Origin of the sequence: Paenibacillus catalpae, from assembly GCF_900112695.1 — a bacterium.
Classification (GTDB): Bacteria; Bacillota; Bacilli; order Paenibacillales; family Paenibacillaceae; genus Pristimantibacillus; species Pristimantibacillus catalpae.
This window is the reverse complement of the sequence record NZ_FOMT01000001.1, coordinates 998,037-1,010,047: the sequence shown is the minus strand read 5'-3', so window position 1 is coordinate 1,010,047 and position 12,011 is coordinate 998,037. Positions and strand designations below refer to the sequence as shown.

The following is a 12,011-nucleotide window of genomic DNA, read 5'->3' as shown; positions in this document are numbered from 1 at the left end:
ACGATCGAAATCCACCTTTTATTTTTCATTGTCATCCCCATCATGTTTGGATTCCTTCAGAAGTGACTCCAGCTGTTGCTTACGGTCGGCTTGCTTGCTGAGGTTTTGATTCAGCAAGCTTTGGAACGAGGAAGCCTGCGTGTTCCACTGCCCCTCCGTCAGATCCTGCCCCGCGCTTGTCTCTTCCTTACGGAACCGCTTCAGAAAATCAGAGATTGAATTCGCCGACCACCCGGCTGCACTCGTCTGCCGGTCGAGAGAAGCAAGTATGGCTTGCACCTGCTCAACATCTTCGATCTTATCGAGGAGCGTCACGTTCTCTCCGACACCTACGACATACAACCGGCCTGACAGTTCAACGACCTGAAGCGAATTGTTCTGCCCCAGCGCAACCCCTCCAAGGGATCGTACCGCCCGGTTCGTTCCCCACATGCGATTACGCTGAGACAAAAATTTAATAAGTACTACGATTAAGCCGATAACTATAAAGAGGGAAATAATAACCCAGATAATATTGCCGGTATAGCTTGATGTACCTTCCATCGGCGATACATCATTGCTATTATTGCCTGCCGCCGCGGCGAAGGCGGGCTGTACAGCAACGCCAACCGCAGTCAAGGACATGAATTTCGAAACATATGTAAGCATTGCTTAGCCAAGCGTCTTCTTGATCGCTTCAATTACGCGATCGGCTTGGAATGGCTTAACGATAAAGTCTTTTGCGCCGGCTTGGATCGCATCGATGACCATCGCCTGTTGGCCCATTGCAGAACACATGATAACTTTTGCATTAGCGTCAAGCTTTTTGATTTCTTTCAGTGCGGAGATACCATCCATCTCAGGCATCGTAATGTCCATCGTAATCAGGTCAGGCTTAAGCTCCTTGTACTTCTCTACCGCCACTGCGCCGTCTTGCGCTTCCCCAACGACCTCGTATCCGTTTTTTGTCAGAATGTCGCGGATCATCATGCGCATGAATGCTGCGTCGTCTACGATTAGAATGCGGTTTGCCATCTTTTTTTCCTCCTAGAGTATTATTGCAATTTTTGAATGCGGTCCCATTGGCTTACGATATCTGTGACCCGTACACCAAAGTTCTCATCAATAACGACAACCTCTCCCTTGGCGATCAGCTTGTTGTTCACCAGGATGTCGACAGGTTCACCAGCCAGCTTGTCCAGCTCAATAATGGAGCCTTGGGACAATTCCAGAATATCCTTAATTTGCTTTTGGGTCCTACCTAATTCTACGGTAACTTTAAGCGGTATGTCGAGAAGTAAATTGAGGTTTGTCTCATCCGTTTGCACATAAGGCGCTTGATTAAAGTTTGCAAACTGAACAGGCTGTACATTTACATTACGACTTGCCGGATGACCATAGGTCTGAGGACCTTGTGGCTGCATGGGAAGATCAAATGCTGCGCTTTGCTGATAAGGATTGTAAGGCTGATTGTACGGCGATGCAGCCGCTGCCGGTGCTTGCTGATACGGATCCTGGTAAGCCGGCTGTGAAGCCGTTGCAGGCGCTTGTACGGCGGCCGGAGCAGGAGCTGGAACTGGTGCAGGCGCCGATGCAGCTGGTGCCTCTATCTCGCCTCCAACATCCCCCATCAAAATGGCTACCATTTGCTTCGCGAATGGTACGGGCAGCAGCTGCATGATGGTAGAATCTATCAATTCTCCAATCGTTAAGCGGAAAGAGATTTTGATAAACACATCTTCCGGAGGAAGCTGACCCATTCCGCCGCCGCTGTCTACATCCAGAATGTCTATGCCCGGAGGCGAGATATTAACGAATCGGTTAAAAATCGTCGACATGGACGTCGCGGAGGAACCCATCATCTGATTCATCGCTTCCTGTACGGCGCTGATATGAATTTCATTCAGCTCCTGAAGCGTCACATCGCCTTCTCCGCCCAGCATAAGATCAGCAATGACCTGAGCGTCCTTCGTCTTGATGACAAGGGAATTAATGCCCTGGAAGCCGTCTACGTACTGAACGCTGACTGCCACATGCGGTTTTGGAAATTCGTTAGCCAGGTCCTCGCGTTTAATAAACGTAACCTGCGGAGTGGTAATATCGACTTTCTTGCCCAATAAAGTAGACAACGCTGTAGCAGCACTGCCAAACGTGATGTTGCCGATTTCGCCTAACGCATCCTGCTCGATCGAAGACAAGAAGTCCGACAGCTGATATTCTGGAGCTGGCGACTGTGCTATAGCGAGCTCGCTGGCTGTCTGATTAAGCAACGCATCTATTTCTTCTTGCGATAAATAATCTTTACTCGTCATTTTCTTCTTCCGCTCCTTCGCTGACAACTTGATCCACTTGCACGGCTATCCGATCTTTGACGGAGCCCGGGCTCCCGATAAACTTCAGCTTATCGCCAACCTTGATGCTAAGGCCGTTTTCAATCGGTTTATTTAACGAAATGACGTCACCTATCGCCAATCCCAAAAACTCTTTAATTGTAATGACCGATTCTCCGAGTTCGGCAACGATAGGCAGCTTCGCTTTGCTTACGCGCTGCTCCAGCATTTCGACTTCCTCTGGTATCCGCTCCTTTTTTTGAGAGACAAACCAGTGGTGAGCCGACAACCGCGGCATAACCGGTTCGATCACGACATGAGGGATACACAGATTGATCATTCCCGTCGTATCGCCAATCTTTGTGCTAAGTGAGATTAAGGCGATTGTTTCATTCGGCGAGACAATTTGCATGAACTGCGGATTTGTCTCGAGCGCCTCCAGGCGAGGCGAGATATCGATAATCGTCTTCCACGCTTCCTGCAAGCTCTCGAATGCTCGAGCGAAGATACGTTCCATAATAATGGTCTCGATCTCGGTTAAATTGTTAATCTTGGATGGCGCCATCCCCTGCCCGCCAAGCATTCGGTCAAGCATGGCGTAAGCAACGTTCGGATTAACCTCGAGCACCATACGCCCTTCCAGCGGCTCCGCTTCAAATATGTTCAGAATAGTCATCTTCGGAATCGAGCGGATAAATTCATCATAAGGCAGCTGCTCGACCTGCACGACATTAATCTGAACGAATGTACGAAGCTGCGCTGAGAAATAGGTTGTCAAATATCGCGCGAAGTTTTCGTGTATGCGTGTTAGGCTTCGTATGTGATCCTTCGAGAATCGAGTAGCGCGCTTGAAATCATAGATCCGAACTTTTCGCGTAACCTCTTCTTTTTTCAGCTCATCGGCATCCATCTCACCTGATGATAAAGCGGCCAGCAGCGCGTCTATCTCATTCTGCGATAATACATCAACCAATTCTCTCACCCCCTTCAAGGAATGTCGGCAACAAGCTTATAACTGCTGCATGATAAAATTCGTAATCTCTACCTTAACCAGCTTCTTGCCTTCCGGCAGTATGGGATTAATCAGGTTCAGAAGCTTTGACTCCAACATATCTTCACCTTGCGAGCCATTTAGTTCAGCAGCCGTCAAATCGGCAACTGTACGGTTGATGATAGGTTTTACTTCAATTTCAAGCAGCTTGTCGAACTCTTCCTTTGTCTTCTTGCTGTCCAGCTGAAACGCAAAGCTCAAAACAACCACATAATCCGAATCTTTCAGATTGCGTTTGAAATCTTTCAGCTCAGACGTTACCGATACCAGCTCATCTGCAGACAAATGCTTTACCGTAACGGGTGCTTTTTCTGGATCTGCCGGGTCAGAGTCATTAAAGAAGGACTTGTACATAATAATCGAAACGATAGCGATCAGCGTTATTGCTAGTAATGTGGTAACTAACCACGGCAACATTTTTTTCATCTCTAAGGACCCTCCGTTTTTTCGATCTTCTGGGTCGCTGCAAGAACGCCGATTGAACGAAGATAACTCTGAATAAGCAGTCGAAGCTCGGATGCACTCTCCGTCACGATATATTTCTTGCCCGTTGTGAGCGTAATAATCGTGTCCGGAGTTTCTTCTATCAATTCTACAAGAAGAGCGTTAATCATCAGTTTCGAGCCATTCAATCGAGTTACGGTAATCATAAGCTCCCCCCTCGCTGATTCGGGGGCTGAGTCAGCCCCCTCCAATCATGACCGATAGCTGTTAATTGAAGCTATTAACGCTTCAGATTAACAACCTCTTGCAAAATCTCATCGGACGTCGTGATGATCCGGGAGTTCGCCTGGAATCCGCGTTGCGCAACGATCATCTCCGTGAATTCATTCGTCAGGTCGACGTTTGACATCTCCAGCTGACCGGCGATAACAGCGCCGGTACCCAGCTCAGGGTCATCTGCCGTGAAATATTCGAATTCGCCATCTGGATTGGCATTCGCCGTAACTTGATATAAGTTACCGCCTACTTTCTCAAGCCCGCTTGGATTAATGACCTTCACAATCCCTAGCTGGGCAATGGCTTCCGTACCATCCGGCGTTACCGCCAGAATCGAGCCGTCTTGTCCAATCGAGAACGATGTTACTTCTTCATCGAGAACAATGGGTTCACCGTCCGCAGATAACACGAACATCCCGTCGCCATTAACAAGCTGTCTGTTGCCATCAAAGGTGAAGTTACCTGCACGGGTCAGATAGACAGGAGCGCCGTCCCCTGCCGATACCGCGAAAAATCCGTCGCCGTCAATCCGGAGGTCGGTCGGCACGTTTGTTGTCATCGCACTGCCCGGTGTATGGATCGTATCGATCGAAGAGATGGTAACACCAAGGCCGATTTGCTTCGCGTTGACGCCGCCTTGCTCTCCATCAACCGATGCGGTTACACCAGAGGTGGTCTGGCTCAAAATATCACTGAACATGACGCGTCCGCCTTTGAAGCCGACCGTATTTACGTTTGCGATGTTGTTGCCGATTACGTCAAGCTTCGTTTGAAAACCGCGCATACCCGATACACCGGAATACATGGATCTAAGCATTTATATAACTCCTCCTAAAAAGAATGATCACACATCTAAGCATTCGCTGATGCCTTAAGTGAGATTGGCCGCTTCAGTCGGTCCGCAGCCAAAGGGCCCCCTTTCGGTCCAGCCCTAGCTTAAGATCACCGCACTGTCTATATTTGTAAACACATTGCTTTGCATCTGCTTGCCGTCCATAGCGGTCACTACCGTCCGGCTTGGCACGTTCACAATCATCGCAATATCTTTCATTACGATTAAGGAATCTTTAGCACCTTTGGACTCGGCTTCATCCACCGCATTCATAATTTTCGTCAGCGCTTCCGGCTGCAGCTGAATGCCTCGCTGCTTCATTCTCACTTCTGCGTGCTGGCTGAACTTAAGCACTTTCGCATCAAGCATATCCCGGAAGCCGCCCGATTGCTGCGGACGTGGTGCTGCATGCTTAACGCCAGCGAGAGGCGGCGCACCGACAGGAAACAGATGGCTGATTTTCACTCCGTCACTCATGCGGAACCATCTTCCTGTTCGGTTGATGCTGAATCTGTTGTCGCTTCAACCTCTGCATCTTCATCAGTTTCGTCGCTGCCATCAGGCTGATTTGGGGTTGGAGCTTGATCAGAGACGGTTACGACATCCGTCAATTCAATCATGGTATCATCAGCGAATTTGGCGAACAATTTGCCCTCCTGGGATACGATTGAAGTGACTTGATCGTACATCAGTTTGGTATCGCCTTCTTCATCCAGCTCATACCAGGAAACGGTCTTGCCGATGATCGAAGAGGCCGTGCCGAGATTTTGATTTAACAGAGAAAGCTGATCCGACATATTCATTAACTGCTCAACAGAAGTAAACTGCGCCATCTGCGTGATGAATGCGGCGTTATCCTGCGGCTGAAGGGGATCCTGATTTTTCAGCTGCGTTACGAGCAATTCGAGAAAAGCATCCTTACCAAGCGCATTTTTATCGATATCACTACCTGCTGCCTTTACGTTCGAAGTGCTGTAATTGGGCCACATCACTTTCGAAGATACTGTCGCCATTAACTCACCCCCATCCTACCGCGTACTGTTTAAGAAGCATTTGATTAAGCCGTCACGTTGACCGCACGTCCGAAGCCTAAATCTTGTATGGCCCGCTGCTCGGCAACATCAGACTCAAAATCCTCCTGAATTCCGTCGCCCCTCGATTTATTCTGATTGGAAAAAGCCTGCTGCCCTGTACCCTGGCCATGCTGGCCGTTTGATAAATAGGCTGCCGACTGGCCAGAGGTTACTTCCAACTTATCTACGGACAAACCTTGTTGCTGCAAAGCTACTCTGAGCTGTGCCATTTGATTGTCAAGCGCGTCCTTGGCATTAGCGTTATCCGCATGGAATAGGGCTGTCAGTTGACCGTTATGCATCGTTATGCGTACATCTACCTGACCAAGCTCTTTAGGGAAAAGCTGAATGGTCGCTTCCGACATGCCGTTGCCATGCTTGATATCCAGCTTTTGAATAAAATCTTTCATATTATCCGCAAAGTCAGTAACCGGAACATAAGCTTGAACAGCCGGGATAAGCTTCGCAACCTGTGGCGCTGCCTGTCGGATAACATCCGAGAATGGCTGTCCCGTTGTTACAGCAGTTGCCTGTTCACTCGCCTGAGAGGAAGCCTCTGTCTCCTCCGAAGACGCTTGTTGATCAGAAGCCGCTACAAGTGCAACCTGATGAACAGCCTGCCCGCTCAGACGCTGCAAATGCACGGATATCGCTGGTGCTGTTGTCGTAACCGTAATCTCTGTTCTCCGCTCAGCCGCTACGTGCGGTTGCTCTACATGACTATTCGAATCCTTTTGCTTCTGCACGAATTGCTTTAAGGCTTCAAGCTGCTGGCTGATTAATTGAACCGGTTCCTGAAGACCGATTTGTTTCAACGTGCCTTCCTGCATCGCTGTTTGCAGCTGCAATAAGGAGTCCTGAACTTTGTTAACAACCGCTACCATTTGATCATTCGTATTCGGAGTTCCTGTTCCATCCTGATTCGATGCTGCAGAAGTCTGCGTCGGTTGTTGCACAGGAAGCGGAATACCAAGCAATGCCAGCAATGCCTGTAGCTGATCCAGCATAGCTGTAAGCTCTTGCCTATCCTGATCTTGACTGTCAGCGTCAGCATCCGCACCTTCCGCCTTCAACTTTTCCAGATCTGCCAGCAATTGATCAATCATTTCCATCAGTTCAGCTGCAGCATCCGTCAGAACATCCGATTGTGCTTCCACGATGCCTGCTGATGTCGCGGCTTCGCTCGTATCTACGGGATTCACTGTCGTTGCCTCTTTTGTCGTTCCGGCTTCCGTACCCGATGCTGCGTGATTCTGATTATCGGCATTGCCCGTTGATGCAGTTGACGTACTGCTCTTCTCCGTTGTACCTTTATCGCTTTTTATTTGGCTTTCGAGCGTCTTTTGAAATTTGTCGCTGCCGCCTGTTTTAGCTTGCGAAGCTGCGTTGCCTGCTGAAGAAGCAGCCGGTGATGCGGTTTGAGGAATGGTCATCTCCATTATGATTCACCTCCTCTCTCTTAGTTGCCAGCCATCAGCTTCGACATAAGCTGAGCCGTAATCGTTTGATTAATACCGGACATCTCCGCCAGAATCGCTGAACGAGTTGTGTCATCGACCGTATTCAGAATACGAATGACTTTACTCGGACTGATATCGGCCATTTTGATCAGAAGCTCTCCTGCACTTTTAGCATCCATAGCAGCAAACGTTGCACTAAGCTGATCACTGCTGAGCTGCGAAGAAGGCTGCTTCGTTTCTGACGGTTTGGCTTTCTTCACTTCCGCCTGCAGCGCCGCAATCTGTCTGTCCTTCGCCGTTACGGTGTCTTTCAGCATCATCGTTGCATCGGCAGCTGTTTGAGGGTTCATTTTCTCCAAAATTCGAACCCGGTCATCCGGTCTCATGGAATCGAGCACAAGAACCATTTCATCCATGGTCATGCTTTGCAGGATGGGGGCCGCTTTACTAGGCATAATTTTGCTGTACATACTGGCAAGCTCCTGAATTTTTGCCTGATAAGCAGCGTCATCCGCTGTCTTTTCTTCATTAGAAGCTTTTAGCGAATTAATTTGCTCCTGCATACTTTTCAGTTCTTGTTCCTGTGTTGCCTTCAGCTCGGCGGTTTCGGCGAGTTCAGCTTCCTTCTCCTGGAGTTGGGCCTGAAGCTCATCGATTTTTCTGCTCAAATTGGCAGATTTCAGCTCATTGTCATTAGACTGACCATCCGCTGTTTTTGCTTCTGGAAGCACTTCCTTCAGGTAAGGGATCGAATTGCCGATATCCAGCATCTGATTACGGGTATCCGTATTAAATAAAACGTATAACGCGCCAAGCAGGACAATCGTAAACAAGATCGGCGTCATAAAAAACATTAACCTTTCGAAGCCGCTATAGCCCTGCTTCTCTAAATCCATATCCGCCATTTGCATTCACTCCCTTTACCTTGCGCCGCAGATCATGATGGAACGGATACTTTGAATCGTACGGTAGCCATCTCATCGAGTTCATTCTGTTCTTTGATCTGCATTACATGCCTGAAACGGTCTTTGGCATGCTCTTTCGCTTTAAGCCAAACCTTCTCGTCCTTCATTCTATCCGCCAGGTTCGACCGGTTATATTCAACCTTTCGTTCCGCTTGCCTAACATCCGTAAGCTTGCTGGCAATGCAGGAATCCAAATATTCGAGATAATGCTGCATCAGCTGCAGCTCAGCCAAAGAAACAGCTTCATTTGAACTCTCGTGCTGCTTGCTTTCCCACTCTGTCCGCTTCTGCCGCAGCTCAGCCAGACTTAATTCTTCCGCCTGCAGAACACCGATTGCGGAAGAGAGCTGCCATTCGGCCTGCGTCTTCTCGCTGGACTTCAAATCTACGATTTTTTGATAAGCGTATCGAAAGGCTGCCATTTACCAGTCGTCATCTCCTGTGGAATTCCATCATTAATCGTTCCTGTGAGTCGGCCAATGTGACCTTTTCATTCGTTTTTTGCCGGGTAAATTGATAGATGGCATCGATATTTTCGATTGCTCTATCAATTTCTTCGTTTGTACCCCTCTGGTACGCCCCAATATTGATTAAGTCTTCCGAATCTCTATAAATAGAGAGAAGCCTTTTTAATTGATTGGCTGCATCCTGCTGCTCTTCCGTCACGATTTCCTTCATAACGCGGCTGACTGACGCCAGAACATCGATCGCAGGAAAATGGCCTTTGTTCGCCAGTTGCCTGTTTAGAACGATATGGCCGTCCAAAATACCGCGTACAGCGTCGGCAATCGGTTCGTTCATGTCATCGCCATCAACGAGAACGGTATAAAACGCGGTAATAGAGCCAGTTGGCCCTGTCCCCGCCCTTTCAAGCAGCTTGGGAAGCGTAGCGAATACGGAAGGTGTATACCCTCTCGTTGCAGGCGGCTCGCCAATGGCAAGTCCTACTTCACGCTGTGCCATGGCATAGCGGGTAACCGAGTCCATCATCAGCATGACATTAAGTCCACGGTCGCGGAAATATTCCGCAATGGAAGTCGCAATCAGCGCTCCCTTAATCCGGATTAATGCCGGCTGATCCGAGGTTGCGACGATAACCACCGAGCGGGCAAGTCCTTCAGGACCCAAATCCTTCTCGATAAATTCAAGCACCTCACGGCCGCGTTCGCCGATTAGCGCAATGACATTGACGTCAGCAGATGTATTTCGGGCAATCATGCCAAGCAGCGTACTTTTACCAACGCCAGAGCCTGCAAATATACCAACGCGTTGTCCTCTGCCTACTGTCAGCAGACCATCAATGGCTCTGACACCAATACTGAGGGTCTCCGTTACACGGGGACGAGTCAGCGGATTACTAGGTTCATTATGCGTCGAGTAATTTTGCATACGGCTTGGAAGAAAAGATCCGTCAAGGGGCTGACCTAAACCATCAAGCACCTTGCCAAGCAGTTCAGAACCTACCTGTACGGATAATGGCTTTCCGGTTCCAACGACATCACAGCCTGGGCTGATTGCATGCAGCTCGCCCAGCGGCATTAGGATAACTTTATTATCACGGAAGCCTACTACCTCCGCTTTAATAGGCTTAGCGCCTTTGGCCGAGTAGATCAAACATACGTCTCCGATACTCGCATCGGGACCTTCTGACTCAACCGTCAGGCCAATAACCTGAGTAACCTTTCCGTTCACACGAACGGGGTCAAGATGACGAAGCTGGTCGATATATTTGGAGCTGTCCAGTTTAGTACCGCTCATCCGGCACGCTCCGTTCTTCGTGGCTTTGGTTGGCAAGCTGAACCAGCTCGCGTTTGATTTCTGACAGCTGAGTATCAATCCGTGCATCGATACTTCCGTATGCAGAACGGATCACGCAGCCGAAATCTTTTACCGTAGCATCAGGAATGATCTGAAGCTCTGCTTGCGAGTCGATAACCAGATTAAGCTCTTCCCTTGCAGCCTGGACAAAAGCGAGCTGACCAGGCGAGACACAAAGTGCTATAACTCCTTGTTCTCTTCGTCTGGATAAAGCTTTCCGAATCAGTTCAAGCGCCATATCGGGAGCTTCTGACAGTTGTCTGCCAATCACTTTCTCCGAGATAGAGACACTTAGCTCTACCAGAAAAGGCTCTGCTTCCTGAATGATTTGCTCCCGCATTTCATAAGCGGTTTTCAAGATAGCATTCGCTTCGGCAAGCCGGCTTTCCCATTCTTGCTGCAGGGTTTGCTCCGCTTGTTCGCGGCCTTCGGCATAACCTTGCTTATAGCCTTCTTCGCGAGAAGCTTGGGAGAGCGATTCATCTTCAAGACGTTTCTCCAGCCACCATGCATCAATCTGGGCTTCGGTATCGGCTATCATTTGCTCGCAATGCTCACCTGCTTCACGAATTCGTTCTTCGGCGAAGCTTTGTGCGTCCGTGATGATCTGATCCCGAATGGAGATCGTCTCTTCATCCGGTCCTGTCTCTTCAATAATTTCTTCGGCTAACGCTTCTTGTTCAGCAGCTGCATGTTTATTCATCCAGTAAAGCTGTTTCAGCTGATCAAGCGCGATTACGCTTGAAGACTTTATCAAATTAGACAATGATATCATCTCCTCCGCCGCGGGCGATGATAATCTCGCCGGCTTCTTCTAGCCTGCGAATCGTAGCGACGATACGGGTTTGAGCTTCTTCGACATCACGCAGCCGGACAGGCCCCATAAATTCCATTTCTTCCTTGAACGTATCGGACATCCGTTTCGACATATTCCGGAAGATGGCTTCCCGTACTTCTTCGCTTGCCACCTTGAGAGCGAGCTGAAGATCGGAGTTTTCCACATCGCGGATAATGCGCTGAATGGAGCGGTTGTCGATATTGACGATATCTTCGAAGACGAACATACGCTTCTTGATTTCTTCCGCCAATTCCGGATCTTCGATCTCGAGTGCATCCAGAATGGTTCGTTCAGTACCGCGGTCGACACCGTTCAAGATTTGAACGATTGAATCAATACCGCCTGCATTCGTGTAGTCCTGTGTTACCGTAGCAGACAGTTTTTGCTCAAGGACCCGCTCTACCTGACTGATAACCTCAGGTGAAGTACTGTCCATTAAGGCAATTCTGCGAGCAACATCGGCCTGCTTCTCTTGAGGCAGCGACGATAATATATGCGAGGATTGCTCCGACTGTAAATAAGAAAGAACGAGCGCGATCGTTTGCGAGTTTTCATTTTGGATAAAGTTAAGGATTTGCGTTGGCTCTGCTTTGCGTGCAAAGTCAAACGGCCGGACTTGAAGCGTTGCCGTCAAGCGGTTGATCACTTCAACAGCCTTTTGCTCGCCAAGCGCTTTCTCCAAAATCTCTTTCGCATACGAAATCCCGCCTTGCGAAATATATTCCTGTGCCAAGCAGATTTGATGGAAATCGCTTAAGATCTGCTCTCTCTCTGCACTGTCTACCTTACGGACATTGGCAATTTCGAGAGTAAGCTGTTCAATTTCTTCTTCTCTCAAATGTTTAAAGATTTGGGCGGATACTTCCGGCCCCAAAGTAATAAGCAGGATTGCCGCCTTTTGCCGGCCGGTTAATCCATTGAGCGGTTTAGCCATAGAAGTCACCT

At 48.9% G+C, this 12,011-nt stretch carries 15 protein-coding genes; all 15 read right to left on the bottom strand.

The features are described 5' to 3' along the window. Nucleotides 1–18 precede the first annotated feature (18 nt). The 15 genes from BM200_RS04110 to fliG all read right to left on the bottom strand — a co-directional run bounded on the left by BM200_RS04110 (nt 19) and on the right by fliG (nt 12,000). The gene (locus BM200_RS04110) at nt 19–648 is read right to left on the bottom strand and encodes a flagellar biosynthetic protein FliO (protein WP_091181608.1); all 630 of its coding nucleotides are present in this window, start codon (nt 646–648) and stop codon (nt 19–21) included. Nucleotides 649–651: 3 nt separating this feature from the next. Beyond that, entirely contained in the window at nt 652–1,014 is a 363-nt protein-coding gene (locus tag BM200_RS04105; protein WP_091181606.1) for a response regulator, read from the bottom strand. Nucleotides 1,015–1,034: 20 nt separating this feature from the next. After that, nucleotides 1,035–2,291, bottom strand: coding sequence for a flagellar motor switch phosphatase FliY (gene fliY, locus BM200_RS04100; RefSeq protein ID WP_091181603.1), 1,257 nt, complete (start codon nt 2,289–2,291; stop codon nt 1,035–1,037). After that, a complete protein-coding gene (fliM, locus tag BM200_RS04095) occupies nt 2,281–3,282 on the bottom strand; it encodes a flagellar motor switch protein FliM (protein WP_091181600.1) in 1,002 nt (333 codons plus the stop codon). Before fliM ends, fliY begins: the two co-directional genes overlap by 11 nt. 36 nt (nt 3,283–3,318) lie before the next feature. Then, nucleotides 3,319–3,786 (bottom strand): flagellar basal body-associated FliL family protein, encoded by a 468-nt coding sequence (locus BM200_RS04090; RefSeq protein WP_091181599.1) that lies wholly within the window; start codon nt 3,784–3,786, stop codon nt 3,319–3,321. 2 nt (nt 3,787–3,788) lie between these two features. Next, nucleotides 3,789–4,010, bottom strand: coding sequence for a flagellar FlbD family protein (locus BM200_RS04085; protein WP_091181596.1), 222 nt, complete (start codon nt 4,008–4,010; stop codon nt 3,789–3,791). 74 nt (nt 4,011–4,084) lie between these two features. Further along, nucleotides 4,085–4,897, bottom strand: coding sequence for a flagellar basal body rod protein FlgG (gene flgG / locus BM200_RS04080; protein ID WP_091181593.1), 813 nt, complete (start codon nt 4,895–4,897; stop codon nt 4,085–4,087). 114 nt (nt 4,898–5,011) lie between these two features. Then, nucleotides 5,012–5,389, bottom strand: a complete 378-nt coding sequence (locus tag BM200_RS04075; RefSeq protein ID WP_091181591.1) for a TIGR02530 family flagellar biosynthesis protein — start codon at nt 5,387–5,389, stop codon at nt 5,012–5,014. Then, nucleotides 5,386–5,925: a flagellar hook capping FlgD N-terminal domain-containing protein gene (locus tag BM200_RS04070; RefSeq protein WP_091181590.1), complete on the bottom strand. Its 540-nt coding sequence runs from the start codon at nt 5,923–5,925 to the stop codon at nt 5,386–5,388. The genes BM200_RS04075 and BM200_RS04070 overlap by 4 nt, the downstream gene beginning before the upstream one ends. Nucleotides 5,926–5,969: 44 nt before the next feature. Beyond that, nucleotides 5,970–7,424: a flagellar hook-length control protein FliK gene (locus BM200_RS04065; RefSeq protein WP_091181589.1), complete on the bottom strand. Its 1,455-nt coding sequence runs from the start codon at nt 7,422–7,424 to the stop codon at nt 5,970–5,972. 20 nt (nt 7,425–7,444) lie between these two features. Next, nucleotides 7,445–8,350, bottom strand: a complete 906-nt coding sequence (locus BM200_RS04060; protein WP_091181588.1) for a MotE family protein — start codon at nt 8,348–8,350, stop codon at nt 7,445–7,447. Nucleotides 8,351–8,382: 32 nt separating this feature from the next. Continuing rightward, complete coding sequence (fliJ, locus tag BM200_RS04055) at nt 8,383–8,832, bottom strand: flagellar export protein FliJ (RefSeq protein WP_091181587.1); 450 nt, start codon at nt 8,830–8,832, stop codon at nt 8,383–8,385. A 10-nt stretch (nt 8,833–8,842) separates the two neighbouring features. After that, the gene (gene fliI, locus BM200_RS04050) at nt 8,843–10,168 is read right to left on the bottom strand and encodes a flagellar protein export ATPase FliI (RefSeq protein WP_091181582.1); all 1,326 of its coding nucleotides are present in this window, start codon (nt 10,166–10,168) and stop codon (nt 8,843–8,845) included. Then, nucleotides 10,155–10,994, bottom strand: coding sequence for a FliH/SctL family protein (locus tag BM200_RS04045; protein ID WP_091181579.1), 840 nt, complete (start codon nt 10,992–10,994; stop codon nt 10,155–10,157). Before BM200_RS04045 ends, fliI begins: the two co-directional genes overlap by 14 nt. Continuing rightward, nucleotides 10,987–12,000, bottom strand: a complete 1,014-nt coding sequence (gene fliG / locus BM200_RS04040; RefSeq protein ID WP_091181577.1) for a flagellar motor switch protein FliG — start codon at nt 11,998–12,000, stop codon at nt 10,987–10,989. Before fliG ends, BM200_RS04045 begins: the two co-directional genes overlap by 8 nt. Between the last annotated feature and the right edge of the window lie 11 nt (nt 12,001–12,011).